The sequence below is a fragment of the Pseudomonas sp. BLCC-B112 genome (assembly GCF_028550695.1).
In the GTDB taxonomy this organism is placed as follows: domain Bacteria; phylum Pseudomonadota; class Gammaproteobacteria; order Pseudomonadales; family Pseudomonadaceae; genus Aquipseudomonas; species Aquipseudomonas danubii.
On record NZ_JAQQGK010000007.1, the window covers coordinates 64897 to 85727 of the forward strand.

At 60.4% G+C, this 20831-nt stretch carries 24 protein-coding genes; 6 read left to right on the forward strand and 18 right to left on the reverse strand.

Annotated elements, in window-relative coordinates; genetic code table 11:
* Positions 1 to 62 precede the first annotated feature (62 nt).
* On the forward strand, positions 63 to 1391 hold the full coding sequence (locus PQT43_RS19515; RefSeq protein WP_253085112.1) for a sigma-54-dependent transcriptional regulator: 1329 nt from the start codon (positions 63 to 65) through the stop codon (positions 1389 to 1391).
* Here the strand turns inward: PQT43_RS19515 and thiO are convergent.
* From thiO to pilV, 6 genes are read right to left on the reverse strand one after another with little or no spacing between them, the layout of a single operon-like run.
* The gene (gene thiO, locus PQT43_RS19520) at positions 1388 to 2488 is read right to left on the reverse strand and encodes a glycine oxidase ThiO (protein WP_110652086.1); all 1101 of its coding nucleotides are present in this window, start codon (positions 2486 to 2488) and stop codon (positions 1388 to 1390) included. The two genes, PQT43_RS19515 and thiO, sit on opposite strands and share 4 nt — an antisense overlap.
* Positions 2489 to 2544: 56 nt before the next feature.
* On the reverse strand, positions 2545 to 2946 hold the full coding sequence (locus PQT43_RS19525) for a type IV pilin protein (protein ID WP_102882252.1): 402 nt from the start codon (positions 2944 to 2946) through the stop codon (positions 2545 to 2547).
* Between the two features lie 15 nt (positions 2947 to 2961).
* A complete protein-coding gene (locus PQT43_RS19530) occupies positions 2962 to 3468 on the reverse strand; it encodes a hypothetical protein (RefSeq protein ID WP_267268939.1) in 507 nt (168 codons plus the stop codon).
* Positions 3455 to 3895 carry a pilus assembly PilX family protein gene (locus PQT43_RS19535; RefSeq protein WP_110652084.1) on the reverse strand — a complete coding sequence of 147 codons (441 nt, stop codon included), beginning with the start codon at positions 3893 to 3895 and terminating at the stop codon, positions 3455 to 3457. The genes PQT43_RS19530 and PQT43_RS19535 overlap by 14 nt, the downstream gene beginning before the upstream one ends.
* 41 nt (positions 3896 to 3936) lie before the next feature.
* The gene (locus PQT43_RS19540) at positions 3937 to 4647 is read right to left on the reverse strand and encodes a PilW family protein (protein ID WP_267268940.1); all 711 of its coding nucleotides are present in this window, start codon (positions 4645 to 4647) and stop codon (positions 3937 to 3939) included.
* 8 nt (positions 4648 to 4655) lie between these two features.
* Positions 4656 to 5087: a type IV pilus modification protein PilV gene (gene pilV, locus PQT43_RS19545; RefSeq protein ID WP_267268941.1), complete on the reverse strand. Its 432-nt coding sequence runs from the start codon at positions 5085 to 5087 to the stop codon at positions 4656 to 4658.
* Positions 5088 to 5477: 390 nt separating this feature from the next.
* Here pilV and PQT43_RS19550 point away from each other — a divergent pair, with 390 nt between their 5' ends.
* On the forward strand, positions 5478 to 6002 hold the full coding sequence (locus tag PQT43_RS19550; RefSeq protein ID WP_102865453.1) for a GspH/FimT family protein: 525 nt from the start codon (positions 5478 to 5480) through the stop codon (positions 6000 to 6002).
* Here the strand turns inward: PQT43_RS19550 and ispH are convergent, their stop codons facing one another.
* The 6 genes from ispH to murJ all read right to left on the reverse strand — a co-directional run bounded on the left by ispH (position 6003) and on the right by murJ (position 13461).
* Positions 6003 to 6950 (reverse strand): 4-hydroxy-3-methylbut-2-enyl diphosphate reductase, encoded by a 948-nt coding sequence (gene ispH, locus PQT43_RS19555; protein ID WP_272754451.1) that lies wholly within the window; start codon positions 6948 to 6950, stop codon positions 6003 to 6005.
* Positions 6951 to 7053: 103 nt separating this feature from the next.
* Positions 7054 to 7506, reverse strand: a complete 453-nt coding sequence (fkpB, locus tag PQT43_RS19560) for an FKBP-type peptidyl-prolyl cis-trans isomerase (protein ID WP_102865451.1) — start codon at positions 7504 to 7506, stop codon at positions 7054 to 7056.
* On the reverse strand, positions 7499 to 8011 hold the full coding sequence (gene lspA / locus PQT43_RS19565; RefSeq protein ID WP_110652081.1) for a signal peptidase II: 513 nt from the start codon (positions 8009 to 8011) through the stop codon (positions 7499 to 7501). Before lspA ends, fkpB begins: the two co-directional genes overlap by 8 nt.
* Positions 8004 to 10835: an isoleucine--tRNA ligase gene (gene ileS, locus PQT43_RS19570; RefSeq protein ID WP_102882257.1), complete on the reverse strand. Its 2832-nt coding sequence runs from the start codon at positions 10833 to 10835 to the stop codon at positions 8004 to 8006. The genes lspA and ileS overlap by 8 nt, the downstream gene beginning before the upstream one ends.
* Before the next feature lie 13 nt (positions 10836 to 10848).
* Entirely contained in the window at positions 10849 to 11793 is a 945-nt protein-coding gene (gene ribF, locus PQT43_RS19575) for a bifunctional riboflavin kinase/FAD synthetase (RefSeq protein WP_272754452.1), read from the reverse strand.
* A 129-nt stretch (positions 11794 to 11922) separates the two neighbouring features.
* Positions 11923 to 13461: a murein biosynthesis integral membrane protein MurJ gene (gene murJ, locus PQT43_RS19580; RefSeq protein ID WP_102882258.1), complete on the reverse strand. Its 1539-nt coding sequence runs from the start codon at positions 13459 to 13461 to the stop codon at positions 11923 to 11925.
* 251 nt (positions 13462 to 13712) lie between these two features.
* Between murJ and rpsT the strand changes: the two genes are divergently transcribed.
* Complete coding sequence (gene rpsT / locus PQT43_RS19585; RefSeq protein WP_016967023.1) at positions 13713 to 13991, forward strand: 30S ribosomal protein S20; 279 nt, start codon at positions 13713 to 13715, stop codon at positions 13989 to 13991.
* Between the two features lie 110 nt (positions 13992 to 14101).
* Here rpsT and PQT43_RS19590 read toward each other — a convergent pair whose 3' ends face one another.
* From PQT43_RS19590 to rplU, 5 genes are all read right to left on the reverse strand, one after another.
* Positions 14102 to 14563: a CreA family protein gene (locus tag PQT43_RS19590; RefSeq protein ID WP_102882259.1), complete on the reverse strand. Its 462-nt coding sequence runs from the start codon at positions 14561 to 14563 to the stop codon at positions 14102 to 14104.
* Positions 14564 to 14582: 19 nt separating this feature from the next.
* The gene (proB, locus tag PQT43_RS19595; protein WP_047289314.1) at positions 14583 to 15701 is read right to left on the reverse strand and encodes a glutamate 5-kinase; all 1119 of its coding nucleotides are present in this window, start codon (positions 15699 to 15701) and stop codon (positions 14583 to 14585) included.
* A 183-nt stretch (positions 15702 to 15884) separates the two neighbouring features.
* Complete coding sequence (cgtA, locus tag PQT43_RS19600; protein ID WP_110596205.1) at positions 15885 to 17108, reverse strand: Obg family GTPase CgtA; 1224 nt, start codon at positions 17106 to 17108, stop codon at positions 15885 to 15887.
* Between the two features lie 194 nt (positions 17109 to 17302).
* Positions 17303 to 17560 (reverse strand): 50S ribosomal protein L27, encoded by a 258-nt coding sequence (gene rpmA, locus PQT43_RS19605; RefSeq protein WP_003228360.1) that lies wholly within the window; start codon positions 17558 to 17560, stop codon positions 17303 to 17305.
* A gap of 35 nt (positions 17561 to 17595) precedes the next feature.
* Positions 17596 to 17907: a 50S ribosomal protein L21 gene (gene rplU, locus PQT43_RS19610; RefSeq protein WP_007924746.1), complete on the reverse strand. Its 312-nt coding sequence runs from the start codon at positions 17905 to 17907 to the stop codon at positions 17596 to 17598.
* 263 nt (positions 17908 to 18170) lie between these two features.
* Here rplU and PQT43_RS19615 point away from each other — a divergent pair, with 263 nt between their 5' ends.
* From PQT43_RS19615 to PQT43_RS19625, 3 genes are all read left to right on the forward strand, one after another.
* The gene (locus PQT43_RS19615; protein ID WP_016967027.1) at positions 18171 to 19139 is read left to right on the forward strand and encodes a polyprenyl synthetase family protein; all 969 of its coding nucleotides are present in this window, start codon (positions 18171 to 18173) and stop codon (positions 19137 to 19139) included.
* A gap of 114 nt (positions 19140 to 19253) precedes the next feature.
* On the forward strand, positions 19254 to 19595 hold the full coding sequence (locus tag PQT43_RS19620; protein WP_016967028.1) for a zinc ribbon domain-containing protein YjdM: 342 nt from the start codon (positions 19254 to 19256) through the stop codon (positions 19593 to 19595).
* A 205-nt stretch (positions 19596 to 19800) separates the two neighbouring features.
* Positions 19801 to 20070 (forward strand): PA4570 family protein, encoded by a 270-nt coding sequence (locus PQT43_RS19625; RefSeq protein ID WP_102865444.1) that lies wholly within the window; start codon positions 19801 to 19803, stop codon positions 20068 to 20070.
* Positions 20071 to 20159: 89 nt separating this feature from the next.
* On the opposite strand, the gene PQT43_RS19630 is transcribed toward PQT43_RS19625, so the two are convergent.
* Entirely contained in the window at positions 20160 to 20777 is a 618-nt protein-coding gene (locus PQT43_RS19630; RefSeq protein ID WP_044465159.1) for an FKBP-type peptidyl-prolyl cis-trans isomerase, read from the reverse strand.
* Positions 20778 to 20831: the final 54 nt, after the last annotated feature.

A 20831-nucleotide genomic window follows, 5' to 3' on the forward strand; every position in this document is an offset into this window, starting at 1 on the left:
CTCGCCCCCCAACACGGGCGCTATTGCCCGCTGTTGACTGACCCATGAAAACGGCAGCCGCCATGAACCCAATGCCCAGGGTGCTGGTGGTCGATGAGGCCATGGAAGTCCGTGCCCTCGTGGAAATCACCCTCGGCCGCATGCGCCTGCACACCCAAAGTGCCCGCACCTTGCAGGAAGCTCGGACTCACCTGGCCCGGGAGCGCTTCGACCTGTGCCTGACAGACCTGCATTTGCCGGATGGCAGCGGACTGGACCTGCTGCTGCATATTCGCCAATGCCACCCTCAATTGCCGGTCGCACTTCTAAGCAATGACCCAGGCACGCAGGCCAGCGCCCTGGAAGTCGGGGCTTGCGACCTGCTGCACAAGCCTCTACACCCCATGCGCCTTCGAGAATGGATAAGCAGCAGACTGAAGCGGCTGCCCACCACCACAAAAAACCTACCCGACCATCAGTTGTTGGGACATTCACCACCCATGGACAACCTGCGCCAACACATCGACAAGTTGGCCCCCAGCCTGGCGGCGGTCTACATCAGCGGCGAATCCGGCAGTGGCAAGGAACGAGTGGCGCGTTTGATCCACCAGTTGGGTCCAAGGGCCAGGGCGCCCTTCATTCCGGTCAACTGTGGTGCCATTCCTGGCGAACTGATGGAGAGTGAGTTTTTCGGTCACCGCAAAGGCAGCTTCAGTGGCGCCCTTGCTGATCAGCCTGGACTGTTCCAGGCCGCTGAGGGGGGAACCCTGTTCCTCGACGAGGTCGCCGACCTGCCTCTAGCCATGCAGGTGAAGCTACTGCGTGCACTGCAGGAAAGGTCTGTGCGCCCGGTGGGCAGCCAGGAGGAAAGAGCCGTCGATGTGCGGATTCTCTGTGCCACTCACAAGGATCTGAAGTGTGAGGTAGAGTCCGGCCGCTTTCGCCAAGATCTCTACTACCGCTTGAATGTGATCGAACTGCGAGTCCCCGCGCTGCGCGAGCGTCCAGGAGATATCGAGATACTGGCGCGGCATATTCTGCAACGCCTGGCCAAATCCGGCGACAAGCCTGCCACCCAACTGAGCCCGCAAGCTCTGCAAGCCCTGGAGCGCTACGACTTTCCCGGCAACGTACGTGAACTGGAGAACCTGCTGGAGCGGGCCCAGACCCTTTGCGAGGGTCCGTGGATCGAGCTGAGCGACCTGCATCTGCCTGTCAGTGAACACCAGGACGTCCCCTCCCCCTCGCTCCCTCCCAACCTGGACCTCGCGCTGCACCTGCAACAGGTGGAGCGCCATTTACTGCTCCAGGCCCTGGAGGAAAGCCGCTGGAACCGCACGGTGGCGGCCCGACGGCTGAGCCTGTCCTTGCGTTCGATGCGTTACCGCATGAAGAAGCTTGGCCTGAATTAAATTCGACCTTCGGGCGCATAGGGCGCCGGATCGATGATCGGCGCTTGTCCCAGCAGCAGGTCGCAAAAAAGCTGGCAGGAAGCAGGCGCCAGCACCAGGCCGTTACGGTAATGCCCACAGTTGAGCCACAAACCGGCAAAGCCGGGAACTGGCCCGATGTAGGGAATGCCCTCCGGCGACCCCGGACGCAGCCCAGCCCAATGCCCCACGACCTCAGCGTCCGCCAGTGCCGGGATCAGCTCGACAGCAGAAGCCTTGAGGCTTTCCAGAGCGGATGCAGTCGGCGTCTTGTCGAACCCTTCGTGCTCCAGGGTACTGCCCACCAGGATGTGTCCGTCACGCCGGGGAATCGCATAACGGCCCTTGGCCAGGACCATGCAGGACAGGAAGTCGGCAGCGCATTTGTACAGGATCATCTGCCCTTTGACCGGTTCCACCGGCAGTACAAGCCCCAGGCTGCCCAGCAACTCGCCACTCCAGGCCCCGGCGCAGAGCACCACCTGATCGGCGCGGATCTCACCCAGCGAACTGTGCACGCCTGCCACCTGCCGGCCTTCACAAATAAAGCCGCTGACGCTGCACTGCTCGTCGATGTGCACGTTGGGCAAAGCCTGCAAAGCGGCCTTGAGGGATTTGACCAGCCGCGGATTACGCACATTGGCCACATTGGCCATGTAGATCGCCCGCTGGTAGCCGCTTCCCAGCACCGGCACCCCATCATGTACCGCCGAGATATCCACAGCGCTCAGGGGCCGCCCCTCGCGCCGCGCCCATTGCAGGGCCTGGGCCTCATCCTCCAGGTCCAGCCAGTAGAGCCCGGTGGTATGCACTTCGGGATCAACCCCGGTAGCACTCAGCAGTTGCTCCGCCAGCTGTGGATAAAAGTCCTGGGACCAATGGGCCAGCGCCGTGACTGCCGGACTGTAGCGCCAAGGGTACAGCGGCGAGACGATGCCTCCACCAGCCCACGACGACTCACGCCCCAGTTCCGAACGCTCTACAAGCCGCACCTGCTGGCCCCGGGACGCCAGATTGAAAGCCGTGAGCAGGCCGATCACTCCGCCGCCCACCACCAGCACTTGCTGTTGCTTGACCATAATTCGATCCAATCATGAGAAAGACAGTGGGCGCCGCAGCTCCCCGATACAGAGACTCAGCGTCCCCAGCAATCCTTAGCCGCCAGCCCGTCGGCTTGACCGCTGATGCTGGTGGCACCTGTCTGATCGATGCTGAAGCTGCCGCATTTGTCCCCCGCCATCATCCCATCGGCTTTTGGCGTCGCGGTCAGCGAGAACCCGCTGTCGCTCAGAGTCGGGGTGATGCTGTAGTACTCATTGCCGGTGCTCAGATCCGGGGCGTTGCTGTAGGCACCGGTCTTGGAGAAGTGGCGCTCAAGTTGCTGCGCCTGCTCGGTGAGCAGCACGGCGATTTCACTGCGATGGGGCTTCTTCATGTATTCGGTGATGCTGGGAAGGCTCAAGGTAAGGACCAGACCGATGATCGCAATCACGATCATGATTTCGATCAGGGTGAACCCTTGGTTGGATCTGCGCATGGTCAAGAATCTCGCTTACTGAATTTGTCGCCACAGGATGCGCCGGCTGCCACCGTCGTTTTTGTCCACCCGGGGGCTGATGCCGCCACTGGAATCGCGGATGATCTTGCCAGTGCCATGGGTGTGCGCAACCGCAGCGTCGAGCATCTTACCGCTGAACGCTTGCAGCTCGATCAATTTCCCACTACCAGTGTTTGAGTCGGAGCCATCGATCTTGAACGGCAGAAGGTCGCAGGACACCCGCCTAGCGTCACGAACATGCACCGGCCGCCACGGAACCACACCCATGGGCTGGCCGGCACTGCCCATCGCTGCACAAGGCAAGACCTGTCCGCGTACAAAGGGCAGAATATAAGGAGTGCTGGTTATCACTTCAGGCGCTGCTGCAACAGCGCCTGGGAGTAGGCTGTTGGCGGGACCGCGCGCCTGGGCCGGGCCCCCTTGCCACAAACTGCCCAGCAACGTAGCGGCAACGACGAGCAAAAGCCGGCTACCTTTCGAATCAGGTTCAGTATTTGGCATAAATGCTCTCCAAGACGCTGCGCGAATGACCGGCCAAACCCACGGCAGTCACTCGATACAAGGTGGCGACGGTATTGATCGGCAGGTTGACCGCATCCGTAGAAGCCCCCAGGTTCTGCACCCCATAGAAACCCTCTCCAGTGGCGATCCAGGTCACGGCGGAAACACTGTTGAAGCCCGCGCTGCTGACCGCTGCAGACTCAGCGGGAGGGGCACATTCAGAAGGATTGGCGCATACCGACAAACGATAGTCATCCATGCGCACCGCGTTTTCCCCGAGGCGCAAGGCCGCTTCTGCAGCCTGGAATGCGCGGTTGTTCAAGGTCAGGCTGGCGCTCATCTTTTCCTGGAGCATGGCGTTCTGCAGCGATGACAGGCCGATCATGGTCAGCAGCAACAAGAACACCAGGCTCATCAACAGCGCCATGCCTCTCTCCCTGGTGGGCCCTGCGCGATTGATGCCAGGCATCAGGGCAACCTGTTACGCAAGGCCGCCACTAGCGTAAAGCGCTGCGGGCGCACACGCTGTTGGGGATCGGCCAATGTCAGCTGCAACCGCACGCTGCGAATACGTGCCGGATCTCCCGGGTTGCGGCTGTAGCTGGAAGCGGCACTATCCGTTGCGGTACGGGCCATGCCGAAACTCACGTCGAAGGCCTCGACATTATCCAGCAGCACCGCCTGCTGCTTGCCCAAGCCGTTGCCCAGCATCAATTGGTGGTCCTGGAGGCTATAGAACAGCCGGCGCAAGGCCAGGACCTGCTGTCCGCCCTCCCCTTGATGAGCACCCGAATAGACCACGGCGCTGCGCCGACAGTCGGTGACCAGGCTCCAGGTCGGCGTCCCGCCATAATCACCGATGTCGGCGGTGATCAAGGTCAGCTTGCGCTCGACATTGCTCCACTGAATCGGGGTGGCCGCGTAGCGGGAAAACTCCTTAGCCGTACTGCGATCATTGACGGTGCGCAGGCAACCGGAAAGCCCTGCCATGCGAATTTCCTGGAGCATCTTGCTCAGAACAAAACGCGCATCCTCCAGCAGGTAGGCCGAGGCGTTCTGGCTAAGGTAAGTAGCCTTCGCCGCGATAAACACCTGAGCCGCACCCAACACCAGCACCAGGCTCAAAGCCAGTGCCAGCATTATCTCTACCAGCCCGAAGCCTTGGCTGCCCTGCCTCATCGCGCCCCTCACGAATCCACGGCCACGCGGCTGCTGAGCACCAGAGCGCGCTGACTGCGCGAATGCCCCTCGGCCCGGGAATCGTCCCACGTGATGCGGATGGTATAGACCTGCTGATTGACACTGATACTGCCCTTGGCGCTGGCCCCCCCGAAGTTCGCCACGTTGCTGGCGAAATCATGCAGGTCCTGATCCCGCACATTGCCCGGGCTGCCAGCGGCGGGCGTGGCAACACCATAGTCGGCCGCCGTATTGGCACGGATCCGGTCAAGCATGTCGTAGGCGATAAAGCTGGCCTGGGTGCTCATCCGTGAACTGTCGGTGTACTGCAAGGCCTTGATCTGGACCGCCGCGGCCCCCAGCAGCCCCACCGCGAGAATCAACAGGGCCACCAGCACCTCGATCAGGGTCATGCCGTCCTGTGCATGCTGCTCCCTCATGTTCCAATCTCCGTCACGCTCCCAAGCCCATGCAGACAACCAACGATCTCCGATGAAGCAGGCTCGTGTGAGCCCACAGAAACGATGGAAACCACTGCTCTCGACTTCAAAGGTTAGTGCCAGAGTCAGCCCCGGGCCGCCTCTCGGAACAACCCGCAATACATTGCTCACAGCCCCCTTACCTCTCCCTTGAGGCCGAGCCGCAAGGGCCCAGGCGCCGGGCCGTTTCAATCGGGTGAAACCCTTTGTACGCAAATACACCACCCACCCTGGAACAGGCATCGGCTATAACGGGCGGCGACTCGCCCCATCCCAGACCGGCAAGTTGGTCATCTGCTCAGCGCCTGCATACGGATAGCGTGAACGCCTCATCTCCAGGGAGGAGACACCATGCATGAAAAGGGCTTCAGCCTGATTGAACTGCTGATCGCGCTGGCCTTGCTGGCACTTTTGCTGCCGCTGTCCACGGCTGCGCTCAGTGAACTATTGCGCACCAATCGACAGCAGGAAGCGGCGCAGATGCTCGCCAGCGGCCTGCGCAATGCACGGGCGGCGGCCATCCTGCACCAGCGCACCGCGCTGATACATAGTCTGAACGACGACTGGAGCCAGGGCTGGCGCATCATTCTGGATGTCAGTGGCAAGGGTTGGGAGGATCCAGAGAATCCGCTGCTGATCGAGCGTCAGAGCGGTGGGCAAGTGCTGATTGTGGGTAATCGTCCGGTACAACACTTCGTGCGCTTCAGTGCCCAGGGCAATCCGTTGCTGCCCAGTGGCGCCTTCCAGGCCGGCACCTTGCATATTTGCCAGGCCGACCAGGAACACAGCCGCCACCAGGTGGTGCTGTCGCGCAGCGGGCGGGTCAGCCTGCGCAGCGAAACCGCCGAGCAGGCCCTTTGCATGGGAGTGGACTGATCAGAGCAGGGAGCGAACCCGCAACTCTTTGGGCATGGAGAAGGTGATGTTCTCTTCGCGGCCGGCCAACTCGTCGGCACCGGTGGCGCCCCAGGCCTGCAACTGCTGGATCACCCCACGCACCAGCACTTCAGGAGCCGAAGCGCCGGCGGTAATGCCAATGCGCTCGACACCGTCGAACCAGCTGCGCTGCAGGTCCTCGGCACCGTCGATCAGGTAGGCGGGAGTGGCCATGCGCTCGGCCAGCTCGCGCAGGCGGTTGGAGTTCGAGCTGTTGGGACTGCCCACCACCAGCACTACATCGCACTCGTCAGCCAGTTGCTTGACCGCGTCCTGGCGGTTTTGCGTGGCGTAGCAGATATCGTCCTTGCGCGGCCCGCCAATGGCCGGGAAACGCGTGCGCAGGGCATCGATCACCCGGCTGGTATCGTCCATGGACAAGGTGGTCTGGGTCACGAACGCCAGGCGTTCAGGGTTCTGCACCTGCAGCTCGGCTACATCCTTTTCATCTTCCACCAGGTAGATGGCGCCGCCGTTGCTGGCGTCGTACTGACCCATGGTGCCTTCGACTTCAGGGTGGCCGGCGTGTCCGATGAGGATGCACTCACGACCATCACGGCTGTAGCGCGCCACTTCGATATGCACCTTGGTCACCAGCGGGCAAGTGGCATCGAACACTTTGAGACCGCGACCGGCCGCTTCAGTGCGTACAGCCTGGGAGACACCGTGGGCGCTGAAGATAACGATGACGTCGTCCGGCACCTGCTCCAGCTCTTCGACGAAGATCGCACCACGATTGCGCAGGTCTTCGACGACAAATTTGTTGTGCACCACTTCATGCCGGACGTAGATCGGCGGCCCGAAGACTTCCAGGGCGCGATTGACGATTTCAATCGCCCGGTCCACACCGGCGCAGAAGCCACGGGGATTGGCGAGTTTGATTTGCATGCTGTGCCTCGTGTCTTGCGCGCAAGAAGTTAGATCGTTATAGACAGCGGATCGCCAGCAAACCAGCCCCTACAGAATAGGGCACGGCATGCCGGCGATGCTGTTAAAGCGCTTTGACGTCGATGATTTCCACGTCGAAGGTCAAGGTCTTGCCGGCCAGCGGGTGGTTGAAGTCGACGGTGACTTGAGCATCATCGAAGGCTTTGACCACACCCGGCAGCTCAGTATTGGCCGCGTCATTGAAGATCACCAGCAAACCTTCCGACAACTCCATGTCCTGGAACTGCGAACGCGGGATGACCTGCACGTTCTGCGGGTTCGGCTGGCCAAAGGCGTTTTCCGGCTCAATCGTCAGGCTACGCTTGTCACCGGCCTTGAAGCCGAACAGCGCGGCCTCGAACCCGGGGAGCAGGTTGCCGTCACCGACCTTGAAGGTCGCCGGGGCCTTGTCGAAAGTGCTGTCTACGGTATCGCCGTTCTCCAGGCGCAATGCGAAGTGCAAAGTGACTTCCGTGTTCTGACCGATGCGTTGCTCAGTCAATACCTGTTCAGTCATGAACGGCTTCTCCGGTTTTCTTGCTCTTGAACATATCCAGGGCCAGCATCACCGCGCCAACGGTGATAGCACTGTCGGCGAAGTTGAATGCCGGGAAGTACCAGCGGTTCTGCCAGTGCACCAGGATGAAATCGATCACATGGCCCAGGGCAATGCGGTCATACAGGTTGCCCAAGGCACCGCCCAGTACCAGGGCCAGAGCGATGGCCAGCCAGGTTTCGTTACGCCCCAGGCGCTTGAGCCAGACCACCAGCACGGCGCTGACCACAATCGCGATCAGGGCGAACAGCCAGCGCTGCCAGCCAGAGCTGTCAGCGAGGAAGCTGAAGGCTGCGCCGGTGTTATAAGCCAGGGTCCAACTGAAGTACTCGGGGATCACTACGATCTGCTGGTACATGGTCAGCGAGCTTTCAAAGTGCATCTTGCTGGCCTGGTCGATGACCAGGACCAGCAAGCTCAACCACAGCCAGCCCAGACGGCCGAAACGGCCTGCGGCGTTAGGCATAGTGACGAACCTCGCCCGCGCCGCTGATGTTATCCACACAACGACCGCAGATTTCCGGGTGCTCAGGGTTCACGCCGACGTCTTCACGGCAGTGCCAGCAGCGGGCGCACTTAGGGAAGGCCGACTTGACGACTTTGAGCTTGAGGCCCGGTACTTCGGTAGCCACGGCATCCGCTGGTGCCTGGGCAAACGGTGCCAGGCTGGCGGTCGAGGTGATCAGCACGAAACGCAGTTCGTTGCTCAGCTTGGCCAGGTCGGCGCTCAGGCCATCCTCGGCAAACAGGGTGACTTCGGCTTGCAGGTTGCCACCGACGGCCTTGGCCGCACGCTGAACCTCCAGTTCCTTGTTCACTGCAACCTTGACCGCCATCACGCCCTCCCAGTACTCGCGGCCCAGCTCGAAGTCAGCGGGCAATTCGCTCAGGCCTTCGTACCAGGTGTTGAGCATCACGGATTCGTTACGCTCGCCCGGCAGGTATTCCCACAGTTCATCAGCGGTGAAGGCCAGGATCGGCGCGATCCAGCGCACCAGCGCTTCAGAGATGTGGTACAGCGCGGTCTGCGCCGAACGACGTGCCTTGCTGTTGGCGCCGGTGGTGTACTGGCGATCCTTGATGATGTCGAGGTAGAAACCACCCAACTCCTGCACGCAGAAGTTGTGGATCTTCGAGTACACGTTCCAGAAGCGGTATTCGCCGTAGTGTTCCTGCAACTCGCGCTGCAGCAACAGGGTACGGTCCACGGCCCAACGATCCAGGGCGAGCATGTCCTCGGCCGGCAGGATGTCGGTGGCCGGGTTGAAACCGCTCAGGTTCGACAGCAGGAAGCGTGCGGTATTGCGGATACGGCGGTAGGCGTCGGCACTGCGGGCCAGGATCTGGTCCGACACGGCGATTTCGCCCGAGTAATCGGTCGACGCCACCCACAGACGCATGATGTCGGCACCCAAGGTGTCGTTGATCTTTTTCGGCTCGATCACGTTCTTCAGCGACTTGGACATCTTGCGGCCCGTCTCGTCGACGGTGAAACCGTGGGTCAGCAGTTCGCGGTACGGCGCGTGGTTGTCGATGGCGCAACCGGTCAGCAACGACGAGTGGAACCAGCCACGGTGTTGGTCCGAGCCTTCCAGGTACAGGTCGGCACGTGGGCCGTTCACGTGGCCCATTGGGTGCGAACCGCGCAGTACGTGCCAGTGAGTGGTGCCGGAGTCGAACCACACGTCGAGGGTGTCGCTGATCTTGTCGTACAGCGGCGCTTCGTCGCCCAGCAGCTCGGCGGCGTCCAGCTTGAACCAGGCCTCGATGCCTTCCTGCTCAACACGCTGGGCGACTTCTTCCATCAGCTCGACGGTGCGTGGGTGCAGTTCGCCGCTTTCCTTGTTCAGGAAGAACGGGATCGGCACGCCCCAGTTGCGCTGGCGGGAGATGCACCAGTCCGGACGGTTGGCGATCATCGAATGCAGGCGCGCCTGGCCCCAGGCGGGGACGAACTTGGTGTCTTCGATCGCTTTGAGCGAGCGCGCACGCAGGGTGTCACCGCTGACCGGCTCTTTGTCCATGCCGATGAACCATTGCGCGGTGGCACGGTAGATCAACGGGCTCTTGTGGCGCCAGCAGTGCATGTAGCTGTGGCTGATGATTTCGGTGTGCAGCAACGCACCCACTTCACTCAGCTTATCGACGATGAGCGGATTGGCCTTCCAGATGAACTGGCCGCCGAAGAACTCCAGCGATGGCGCGTAGACGCCGTTGCTCTGTACCGGGTTGAGGATGTCGTCGTTGACCATGCCGTAGCGCTTGCAGGTCACGAAGTCGTCTTCACCGTAGGCCGGGGCCGAGTGAACCACGCCAGTGCCAGCCCCCAGTTCCACGTACTCGGCCAGGTACACCGGCGACAGACGATCGTAGAACGGATGACGGAAATTGATCAGTTCCAGGGCAGAACCCGGGGCGGTAGCGATCACCGAACCTTCCAGGTTGTAGCGAGCCAGGCAGGACTCAACCAGCTCTTCGGCCAGCACCAGCAGGCGCTCGCCGGCGTCCACCAAGGCGTAGTTGAACTCCGGATGGACGTTCAGCGCCTGGTTGGCCGGGATGGTCCACGGGGTAGTGGTCCAGATCACGATAGCCGCGGGCTTGGCCAGTTTGGCCAGGCCGAAGGCGGTGGCCAACTTGTCTTCATCGGCGACCGGGAAGGCCACGTCGATGGTCGAGGACTTCTTGTCTTCGTACTCGACTTCCGCTTCGGCCAGGGCCGAACCGCAGTCGAAGCACCAGTTCACAGGCTTGAGGCCCTTGAACACGAAGCCGCCTTTGACGATTTCGGCCAAGGCGCGGATTTCTCCGGCCTCGTTCTTGAAGTTCATGGTCTTGTACGGGTTGTCCCATTCGCCCAGAACGCCCAGACGGATGAATTCGGACTTCTGCCCCTCGATCTGCTCGGTGGCGTAGGCGCGGCACAGTTCGCGGGTTTTATCTGCGCCCAGGTTCTTGCCGTAGGTCACTTCGACTTTGTGCTCAATCGGCAGGCCGTGGCAGTCCCAGCCCGGAACATAAGGTGCGTCGAACCCCGACAGGGTTTTCGAGCGCAGGATCATGTCCTTGAGAATTTTGTTCAGCGCATGACCGATGTGAATAGTGCCGTTGGCATAAGGAGGACCGTCGTGCAGAACGAACTTCGGACGATCCTTGCCAATCTCGCGCAACTTTCCGTACAGGCCAATGCTGTCCCAACGCTGCAGAATCTGTGGTTCGCGCTGAGGCAGGCCGGCCTTCATTGGGAAGGCGGTGTCCGGAAGGTTTAACGTGGCTTTATAGTCGGTCATTTAAGGCTCTTCATTAGCGATTGGCGCTATGGATACGTGCCACTTGGGCACGGGCGGCGGCAACATCCGCATTGATCGCCGTCTTCAACGCCTCCAGGGAGGCGAAACGCTGCTCTTCACGCAGCTTGTGGTGGAAAACCACCGTCAAACGCCGGTCATACAGATCGCCGGCAAAATCTAAAAGATGAACTTCCAGGTGGGCCTTGCCATCACCTGCGACCGTTGGCCGAACGCCGATATTGGCGACCCCCGGCCAGGTCTTGCCGGCAATGTCGACACTTACCAGGTAAACCCCGGAAAGTGGCACGCGCCGGCGCTTCAATTGCACGTTGGCAGTGGGCGTACCCAACTGGCGCGCCAGTTTCTGCCCGTGCAGCACCCGCCCGGCAATCCGGTACGGCCGACCAAGCAGACGCTCGGCCAGTTCAAAATCTGCTGCGGCCAAGGCATTACGGACCTGGGTGCTGCTCACACGCAAACCATCCAGTTCTACGGTCTGCGCCGCTTCGACGGTAAAGCCGTGGTTGGCGCCAGCCTGCTGCAAAAACTCGAAATCGCCAACCCGGTCGCAACCAAAACGGAAATCGTCGCCGACTTCCAGATGCTGCACGCCCAGGCCATCCACCAGGATCCGCTCGACAAATTCATTGGCGCTGAGTTTGCTCAGGCGCTGGTTGAACGCCAGGCACAACACCCGATCGACACCGGCCTGGGCCAGCAGTTGCAGCTTGTCACGCAGGCGGGCCAGGCGCGCCGGCGCCGTCTCGGGGGCAAAGAATTCCCGCGGCTGGGGCTCGAAAATCACCACACAGCTGGGCACGCCCAACTCGAGCGCACGCACACGCAGCCGGCCCAGAATGGCCTGGTGACCACGGTGAACACCGTCAAAGTTGCCAATAGTGGCGACGCAGCCCCGATGCTGGGGGCGCAGATTGTGGAGGCCTCGAACCAGCTGCATAACGCGCTTCTTGCTCATAAAGTGGTCGATTATAACCACACCCGACGGCCGACGACAGGCAGCACCGTCACCCAAATTGATCGAACCGACAAAACCGGTAGTTGCCTCGCACCAACGACTAAACAGCCGTCAGTTCAAGGCCTTGCGATTGAAGTCGCGCAAACGGAAGCCCAGCAGGGCCAACATGCCGAAATACGCCACCACCCCAGCCACCACCAGCACGCCCAAGCGCAGGAAACGCTGGAGCATGTGCCCCTGGTCCCAGGCCGGCATAAAGTGCAGCAGCCCCAGCAATACCGCCGACATCACCGTCACAGCCACGATCAGCTTCAAGGCAAACAGCCCCCAGCCCGGCTGCGGCTGAAACATCTGCTGCTTGCGCAATTGGTAGAACAACAGCCCAGCGTTGATACAGGCCCCTGCGCTGATGGCCAAAGCCAGGCCAGCGTGCTTCAAGGGACCGATAAAGGCCAGGTTGAGCAGTTGGGTGACGATCAGCGTGAAGATGGCGATCTTCACCGGTGTGCGAATGTTCTGCTGTGCGTAGAAACCCGGCGCCAGCACCTTGATCACGATGATCCCCAGCAAGCCCACGGCGTAAGCCACCAACGCACGCTGAGTCATAGAGGCGTCAAAAGCGCTGAACTCACCGTACTGGAACAGCGACACCGTCAACGGCTCAGCAAGTATCCCCAGCGCCAGGGAACATGGCAGCACCAGGATGAAGCACAGACGCAACCCCCAATCGAGAATCCGCGAGTACTCATGGCGATCCTTGTTGGCGTAGGTCTTGGCCAGGGTCGGTAGCAAAATAGTGCCCAGGGCCACGCCCAGCACACCGGAAGGCAGCTCCATAAGACGGTCGGCGTAATACATCCAGGACACAGAGCCCGCGACCAGGAAGGAAGCAAAGATGGTGTTGATGATCAGCGAGATCTGACTGACGGACACCCCGAGGATCGCCGGCAACATCTGCTTCATCACCCGCCAGACACCGGTATCACGCACATTCAGTCGAGGCAGCACCAACATGCCGATCTTCTTCAAATGCGGCAGCTGATAGAGCAATTGCGCCAAGCCCCCTGCCAGCACTGCCCAGCCCAGGGCCATCACTGGAGGATCGAAGTAGGGCGTAAGGAACAGCGCGAAGATGATCATGCTGACGTTGAGCAGAGTCGGCACGAACGCCGGCACCGAGAAGCGGTTCCAGGTATTGAGAATCGCCCCGGCCAGGGAGGACAGCGAGATCAGCAATATATAAGGAAAGGTCACCCGGAGCAGATCGGAAGTCAGGGCGAATTTTTCCGGGGAGTCGACAAATCCCGGTGCCGTAGCCCAGATCACCCAGGGTGCAGCGATGATGCCCAGGGCAGTGACCAGGGCCAGAACCAGGGTCAACAAGCCCGAGACATAGGCAATGAAGGTCCGAGTCGCCTCCTCCCCCTGCTGACTCTTGTACTCCGCCAGAATCGGCACGAAGGCTTGGGAAAAGGCTCCCTCGGCAAAGATTCGCCGCAACAGGTTGGGCAACTTGAAGGCAATGAAGAAGGCATCCGTAGCCATCCCGGCGCCGAACGTGCGCGCGATGATGGTATCGCGGACAAACCCCAGTACCCGGGAAAGCATCGTGATAGAGCTGACCGCGGCCAATGACTTGAGCAGGTTCATGAAAAGGTTGTTTGCCTGTAGATAAACAGCAGGCGAAAAGACGCCCACTTATGCGATACTCCGCGCCGCAACAGCACAGAGCCAAAGCTCGCGAGTTTACAGGTCAAGCGCCGGAAATAAATATCCCGCCTCTTCAGATCGACCACTCAGCGGAACGCATCAGCTGCCCTTGACAAGACTTCAACTCATCGGCATGATTCGCGGCCTATTTTGTTTGCTATTTCCCAAAAAGTCTTTCGAGGAGCTCGACGGTGGCCAACACACCTTCCGCCAAAAAACGTGCAAAACAGGCTGAGAAGCGTCGCAGCCACAACGCCAGCCTGCGTTCCATGGTTCGTACCTACATCAAGAACGTAGTTAAGGCCATCGACGCCAAAGACGCTGCTAAAGCGCAAGCCGCTTATGTTCTGGCCGTGCCAGTTATCGACCGCATGGCCGATAAAGGCATCATCCACAAGAACAAAGCTGCTCGTCATAAAGGTCGTCTGAATGGCCACATCAAGGCTCTGAACCTTGCTGCTGCAGCCTAAGCGACACGCTTGTTAAAAAACCGACCCAAGGGTCGGTTTTTTATTGCCTGCAATTTACCCGCCGCAACAAGCCAGCCCCATCAGGGGCCGGCCCGGCAATTCTCAACAGGTCATTGATGAGGCCAAGGCAGAATAGGGATCGCCGTTACCGCATTCTGCGGACTACCCTCGATCACACGATCGCTATAGACCAGATACACCAGGGTGTTGCGCTTCTTGTCGAGGAAGCGCACCACCTGCATGGTCTTGAACACTAGCGAGGTGCGCTCCTTGAAGACCTCGTCACCATCCTTGAGCTCGCCCTTGAAGGCGATCGGCCCCACCTGGCGACAGGCAATGGACGCCTCAGCACGATCCTCAGCCAAACCCAAGCCACCCTTGAGACCACCCGTCTTGGCTCGCGACAGATAACAAGTCACACCATCCACCTTGGGGTCATCAAAGGCCTCGACCACGATCCGGTCGTTAGGCCCGACAAATTTGAACACCGTGGACACCTGGCCAATCTCCTCGGCCGACACCATGAACGGCATCGCCAAGAGCAGCCCCAACAATCCTTTTGCTACGCGCATTCGCTTTTCCTTAGGTCACTTACACCAGAATCAGGTTATCGCGGTGAACCAATTCCGGCTCAGCCATGTAACCCAGGACACCGACAATCGCATCAGAGGGCTGACCGATGATTTTCTGCGCCTCAAGGGCGCTGTAGTTGGCCAGGCCGCGGGCAATTTCACGCCCATCAGGCGCCACGCACACCACCATTTCACCGCGACGGAAACCACCCTGGACCTGCTTGACCCCCACTGGCAACAGACTCTTGTTGCCCTGAGACAGGGCCGACACAGCCCCCTCATCCAGCACCAGGGTACCGCGGGTTTGCAGATGTCCGGCAAGCCACTGCTTGCGCGCCGCCAGCATGCCACGCTCCGGCGACAGCAAGGTACCAATGCGCTCCCCCGCTTTCAGGCGATCCAGCACCCGCTCCAGACGCCCACCAACAATAATGGTATGCGCACCGGAGCGCGCCGCCAGGCGCGCCGCTCGCAACTTGGTCTGCATACCACCACGCCCCAACGCCCCGCCAGTACCGCCAGCCACGGCATCCAGCGCCGGATCATCGGCCCGCGCCTCGTAAATCAACTGCGCATCGGGATTGTTGCGCGGATCAGCATCGAACATGCCATCGCGATCAGTGAGGATAACCAGCAGGTCCGCCTCCACCAGATTGGCCACCAGCGCCGCCAGGGTGTCGTTATCGCCGAAGCGGATTTCATCGGTCACCACGGTGTCGTTTTCATTGATCACCGGAATCACCTTGAGCTCCACCAGCGCCCGCAAAGTACTGCGAGCATTGAGGTAACGCTTACGGTCCGACAGATCGTCGTGGGTCAGGAGAATCTGCGCCGTATGCCGGCCATGCTCGGCAAAGCTCGACTCCCAGGCCTGCACCAAGCCCATCTGGCCAATGGCCGCAGCCGCCTGCAGCTCATGCATCGCACTCGGTCGTGCGGTCCAGCCAAGGCGACTCATTCCGGCCGCCACAGCACCCGAAGAGACCAGTACCAATTCGACACCCGCCTCATGCAAGGCCACCATCTGCTCGACCCACACGCCCATTGCCGCGCGATCCAGTCCCTTGCCGTCCGCCGTCAGCAATGCACTGCCGATCTTCACGACCCAGCGCTGCGCACCCGTCACCTTGCTCCGCATCTTATTCAACCTTTGCCAGCGAGCAGCGCGACCGAGCGCCACTCATGGGGTTATTCGTATTTAAGCCTTGCAGATACCAAAACGCCGCTCGAATGAGCGGCGCCTTGAGAGCTGGCTGGCAGCGATGATAACACCGCGCCCACCCAGATAAACCGTGTTCGCGGGCAAGCCCGCACCACAGGATCAGTCGCGGACGTAGATGATTTCCGGGCCATCCTCATCATCCACATCTTCTTCATCCCAATCATCGTCGCCGATGTCATGGACGCTCTTGACGCCGCTACGGCGCAGGGCACGCTGATCGTCCAGCGCCTGCAACTGGGCACGCGCCTCATCTTCGATGCGCTGATCCAGCTCGGCCAGCTCATCGGCATAGGCCGGGTCGGCTGCCAGGCGATCAGCACGATCTTCCAGATAACGCATAATGTCGCGACTCAGACGCTCGGTACCATCCTTGGAGATGGCCGAGATCACGTACACCGGACCCGTCCACTCCAGACGATCAACGATCTCCTTGACGCGCTCCTCACGCTCCTCCTCAAGAATCTGATCGCTCTTGTTCAGCACCAGCCAGCGCTCACGCTCAGCCAGGGACGGACTGAACTTGACCAACTCGTTGACAATCACTTCTGCGGCATCCGCCGGATTGGTTTCATCCAGCGGAGCCATGTCCACCAGATGCAGCAGGATGCGCGTACGCGCCAAGTGCTTGAGGAAGCGAATCCCCAGGCCAGCGCCATCGGAAGCCCCTTCGATCAAACCTGGAATATCGGCGATTACGAAGCTCTTCCAGCGGTCAACACTGACCACGCCCAGGTTGGGCACCAGCGTGGTGAAGGGGTAGTCAGCCACTTTCGGCTTGGCGGCGGAAACCGAGCGAATGAAGGTACTTTTACCGGCATTCGGCAAACCCAGGAGGCCGACGTCCGCCAACACCTTCAATTCCAGCTTGAGATCACGCTGCTCACCCGGCTTGCCCGGAGTGGTCTGTCGCGGCGCACGGTTGGTACTGGACTTGAACCGGGTGTTACCCAGGCCGTGCCAGCCACCCTGCACCACCATCAGGCGCTGACCAGCCTTGGTCAGGTCGCCGATGACTTCCTGAGTACCGGCATCAATGATGGTGGTACCGACCGGAACCCGCAGCTCCAGATCCTCGCCTTTCTTGCCGGTGCAGTCGGTGCTGCCACCATTGGAGCCGCGCTCAGCATCGAAGTGCCGGGTATAACGGTAGTCCACCAGGGTGTTGAGGTTTTCGTCAGCGACCATATAGATCGAGCCACCATCACCACCATCACCGCCGTTGGGACCACCGTTCTCGATGAATTTTTCCCGACGGAAACTCATGCAGCCATTGCCGCCGTCGCCAGCTTTTACTCGAATCGAAACTTCATCAACAAACTTCATGATCAAACGCCTCTCACCGCACGGGCGAGCTGAAGAAACCAAGACATAAGACTCTTGCAAAAATGAGCGCAGCGACCTCAATCAACGACCGAAACATCCAACGCTGCCAGCTCGTACAAACAGTTTTGCAAGAGACTCATCCCACAAACGAAAAAGCCCCGTCGCGAGACAGGGCTTTTCCAGCGATCGCGCAATTAAGCCGCAACGACGCTCACGTAACGACGACCGAAGGCGCCTTTTACTTCAAACTTGATCACGCCTTCGATTTTCGCGAACAGGGTGTGATCTTTACCCATGCCAACGCCGTAGCCAGCGTGGAATTGGGTGCCGCGCTGACGCACGATGATGTTGCCGGCCTTGATGACCTGGCCGCCATACATCTTCACGCCAAGGCGTTTGGCTTCTGAGTCGCGACCGTTACGGGTACTACCACCAGCTTTTTTGTGTGCCATGAGTTCAATTCTCCTAGTGAGGAATTAGGCTGAAATTAAGCCTGAATACCGGTGATTTTGATCTCGGTGAACCACTGGCGGTGGCCCATACGCTTCATGTGGTGCTTACGGCGACGGAACTTGATGATGCGGACTTTATCGTGACGACCTTGGGAGATCACTTCAGCCTTGACGGTTGCGCCAGCAACAACAGGTGCGCCGATGTTCACGTCGTCGCCATTGGCAACCAACAGAACGCGGTCAAAAGTCACGGACTCGCCAGTGGCGATTTCCAGTTTTTCGATCTTCAGGTATTCACCTTCAGCGACCTTGTATTGCTTACCGCCGGTAACGATTACTGCGTACATGGTATTTCTCCGATAATCCTGCTCACCCAGCTCTTTATAAGAAGAGGTATTGGCTGGCATGGCTGCATGGGGCTGGAACGGCCCAAGTGCAATTGCGTAAGGCAGGTGCTGCCCAGGAAGTTCAGGGTGCGCGATTGTACGCAAGGCACAATAGCGATGCAAGTGCCGTTCAGGCGGCGCGGAGTCCTGCCCGGAGCGCGCCTTGACACCTGCGGACGCGGGTCCTAGCATGCCGCGCAACCCTTCTGGAGCACCTGTCGCTGATGCAACCCCAAGCTTTCTACCGCGCGGTGGCGGACGATTTTAGCGCCGTCGACGGCATCATCAAGAAACAGCTGACTTCCCGAGTGCCGCTGGTTTCAAAAATCGGCGACTACATCACTTCGGCCGGAGGCAAGCGCCTGCGTCCTTTATTAGTGCTGCTGTGTGGCAAGGCGCTGGGGCGCGAAGGCGACGATTTGCGCCTGCTGGCCGCCACCATCGAGTTCCTGCACACCGCCACCCTGCTGCATGACGACGTGGTCGACATGTCCGGCATGCGCCGTGGCCGTTCGACCGCCAACGCTATGTGGGGCAATGCGCCCAGCGTACTGGTGGGAGACTTCCTGTACTCCCGCTCGTTCGAAATGATGGTTGAACTGGGCTCGATGCCGGTCATGCGCATCCTGTCCCAGGCCACGCGGATCATCGCCGAAGGCGAAGTCCTGCAACTGTCCAAGGTGCGCGACGCCAGTACCACCGAAGAAACCTATATGGAAGTCATACGCGGCAAGACCGCGATGCTCTTCGAAGCCTCGACCCACAGCGCAGCCGCCCTGGCCGGCGCCACACCGGAACAGGCCGAAGCCCTGCGCACCTTCGGCGATCACCTGGGCGTGGCCTTCCAACTGGTGGACGACCTGCTGGACTACCGTGGCGACGCCGAAACCCTGGGCAAGAACGTGGGTGACGACCTCGCGGAAGGCAAACCCACCCTGCCGCTGATCTACACCATGCGCGAAGGCACCCCAGAGCAGGCAGCCCTGGTGCGCCAGGCCATCCAGAAAGGCGGTATCGAAGACCTGGAAAGCATCCGCGCCGCCGTTGAGGCTTCGGGCTCCCTGGACTACACCGCGCAATTGGCCCGCGACTACGTAGCTCGCGCCATCACCTGCCTGGAAGCTCTGCCACCCAGCGAATACCGCGACGCTCTGGTGGAGTTGAGCGAATTCGCCGTCGCTCGCACCCACTAAACCGCACCGGCTCCTGCCGATTGCCAGGAGCCGACGCAACTCCCCAGCGCCCCCTCCCCGAAAAAACCCTATACAATGTGCGCTTTTTAGCCATCCTGACTTTGAGGAGCTTAAGTGAGCACTTTGCCACCCTGCCCAAAATGCAATTCCGAATACACCTACGAGGACGGCACCCAGCTGATCTGCCCCGAGTGCGCCCACGAGTGGTCCGCCAGCGGCGAAGCCGAAGCCGCATCCGATGAAGCCGTGAAGAAAGATTCGGTGGGCAACGTGCTGCAAGACGGCGACACCATCACCGTGATCAAGGACCTCAAGGTCAAGGGCACCTCCCTGGTGGTCAAGGTCGGCACCAAGGTCAAGAACATCCGCCTGTGCGATGGCGACCACGACATCGACTGCAAGATCGACGGCATCGGCCCGATGAAGCTCAAATCCGAGTTCGTCCGCAAGGTCTGACGCCTGCACCCTCTCGCGCCTGCCGCGAGAGGGTATCCCGCCTATCCCCCCGCCATGCTTGATCCACACACCTGCTAGCGAAAAGCCAGCCGATTTGATCGAAAACAATTTCCACACAGAAAAAAGCAGAAACCGCCAATAGGTACTTGCTATTCATTGAATAAGAATTATTCTCATTGAACCCCCATTCAAGGAGATGACACTCATGACTTATTTGATTGATGCCTGGCTGGACCGCCCACACCCCTACCTGCGCATCCTGCATCGGGAAACCGGGGAAGTCTGTGCTGTGCTGGAAGAGGAAGCCCTGAGCGAGCTGCAGGACCAGGGAGATCTGGACCTGATCGGCTTGAGCTCCAGCGAACCGCTGGTTCTCAAGGAATTGGTGCGCAACCTGTTTTTGTTCTGCTACGCCAGAGCCTTGCGGCCAACCGGCGCCGATGGCCACAGCCTGGGCGCAAAAATTCGTCTATGAAACCAAAACCGCGAAAGGGGCAAGTTGGCCGAGGATGAACCGACCGCGCGTGCGCGGCCGTCATCGCCAGCCATCTGACCCCTACCGGGTTACAGAACGTCCAGCAGCTCGACGTCGAACACCAGAACGCTGTGCGGCGGGATGCTGCCCACGCCTTGTGCGCCGTAAGCCAGCTCGCTCGGCACGTACAGACGCCATTTGCTACCGGCGTTCATCAATTGCAGCGCTTCGGTCCAGCCGGCGATCACGCCGCCTACCGGGAACTCAGCAGGTTGGCCACGCTCGTAGGAGCTGTCGAACACAGTGCCGTCGATCAAGGTGCCGTGGTAGTGAGTACGCACGCTGTCTTCACGGGATGGCTTGGCGCCGTCACCCTGGGTCAGCACTTCGAATTGCAGACCGGAAGCCAGAGTGGTGATGCCTTCACGCTTGGCGTTTTCCGCCAGGAAAGCCAGACCGGCACCCGCAGCAGCTTCGGCTTTAGCAGCGGCTTCAGCTTGCATGATTTCGCGGATGACCTTGAAGCTCGCGGACATTTCTTCCTGACCCACACGGCTTGGCTTACCGGCGAAAGCGTCGGTCAGACCCGCCAGGATCGCGTCCAGGCTAACGCCCGGTGGAGGGTTGTCGCGCAGTTGGTCGCCCAACTGACGGCCAATGCCGTAGCTGACGCGGGTTTCGTCGGTGGACAGATTTACTTCGGACATGACACTGCTCCGCTGTGCGGACGGCTCGGAAAGGCCGCAGGAACACAGCGCCTC

Bases quoted from the DNA above. Each gene is read 5' to 3' on its own strand.
- PQT43_RS19515 (WP_253085112.1), top strand. From the start codon at position 63: ATGAACCCAATGCCCAGGGTGCTGGTGGTCGATGAGGCCATGGAAGTC.
- thiO (WP_110652086.1), bottom strand. From the start codon at position 2,488: ATGGTCAAGCAACAGCAAGTGCTGGTGGTGGGCGGCGGAGTGATCGGC.
- PQT43_RS19525 (WP_102882252.1), bottom strand. From the start codon at position 2,946: ATGCGCAGATCCAACCAAGGGTTCACCCTGATCGAAATCATGATCGTG.
- PQT43_RS19530 (WP_267268939.1), bottom strand. From the start codon at position 3,468: ATGCCAAATACTGAACCTGATTCGAAAGGTAGCCGGCTTTTGCTCGTC.
- PQT43_RS19535 (WP_110652084.1), bottom strand. From the start codon at position 3,895: ATGGCGCTGTTGATGAGCCTGGTGTTCTTGTTGCTGCTGACCATGATC.
- PQT43_RS19540 (WP_267268940.1), bottom strand. From the start codon at position 4,647: ATGAGGCAGGGCAGCCAAGGCTTCGGGCTGGTAGAGATAATGCTGGCA.
- pilV (WP_267268941.1), bottom strand. From the start codon at position 5,087: ATGAGGGAGCAGCATGCACAGGACGGCATGACCCTGATCGAGGTGCTG.
- PQT43_RS19550 (WP_102865453.1), top strand. From the start codon at position 5,478: ATGCATGAAAAGGGCTTCAGCCTGATTGAACTGCTGATCGCGCTGGCC.
- ispH (WP_272754451.1), bottom strand. From the start codon at position 6,950: ATGCAAATCAAACTCGCCAATCCCCGTGGCTTCTGCGCCGGTGTGGAC.
- fkpB (WP_102865451.1), bottom strand. From the start codon at position 7,506: ATGACTGAACAGGTATTGACTGAGCAACGCATCGGTCAGAACACGGAA.
- lspA (WP_110652081.1), bottom strand. From the start codon at position 8,011: ATGCCTAACGCCGCAGGCCGTTTCGGCCGTCTGGGCTGGCTGTGGTTG.
- ileS (WP_102882257.1), bottom strand. From the start codon at position 10,835: ATGACCGACTATAAAGCCACGTTAAACCTTCCGGACACCGCCTTCCCA.
- ribF (WP_272754452.1), bottom strand. From the start codon at position 11,793: ATGCAGCTGGTTCGAGGCCTCCACAATCTGCGCCCCCAGCATCGGGGC.
- murJ (WP_102882258.1), bottom strand. From the start codon at position 13,461: ATGAACCTGCTCAAGTCATTGGCCGCGGTCAGCTCTATCACGATGCTT.
- PQT43_RS19590 (WP_102882259.1), bottom strand. From the start codon at position 14,563: ATGCGCGTAGCAAAAGGATTGTTGGGGCTGCTCTTGGCGATGCCGTTC.
- proB (WP_047289314.1), bottom strand. From the start codon at position 15,701: ATGCGGAGCAAGGTGACGGGTGCGCAGCGCTGGGTCGTGAAGATCGGC.
- cgtA (WP_110596205.1), bottom strand. From the start codon at position 17,108: ATGAAGTTTGTTGATGAAGTTTCGATTCGAGTAAAAGCTGGCGACGGC.
- rpmA (WP_003228360.1), bottom strand. From the start codon at position 17,560: ATGGCACACAAAAAAGCTGGTGGTAGTACCCGTAACGGTCGCGACTCA.
- rplU (WP_007924746.1), bottom strand. From the start codon at position 17,907: ATGTACGCAGTAATCGTTACCGGCGGTAAGCAATACAAGGTCGCTGAA.
- PQT43_RS19615 (WP_016967027.1), top strand. From the start codon at position 18,171: ATGCAACCCCAAGCTTTCTACCGCGCGGTGGCGGACGATTTTAGCGCC.
- PQT43_RS19625 (WP_102865444.1), top strand. From the start codon at position 19,801: ATGACTTATTTGATTGATGCCTGGCTGGACCGCCCACACCCCTACCTG.
- PQT43_RS19630 (WP_044465159.1), bottom strand. From the start codon at position 20,777: ATGTCCGAAGTAAATCTGTCCACCGACGAAACCCGCGTCAGCTACGGC.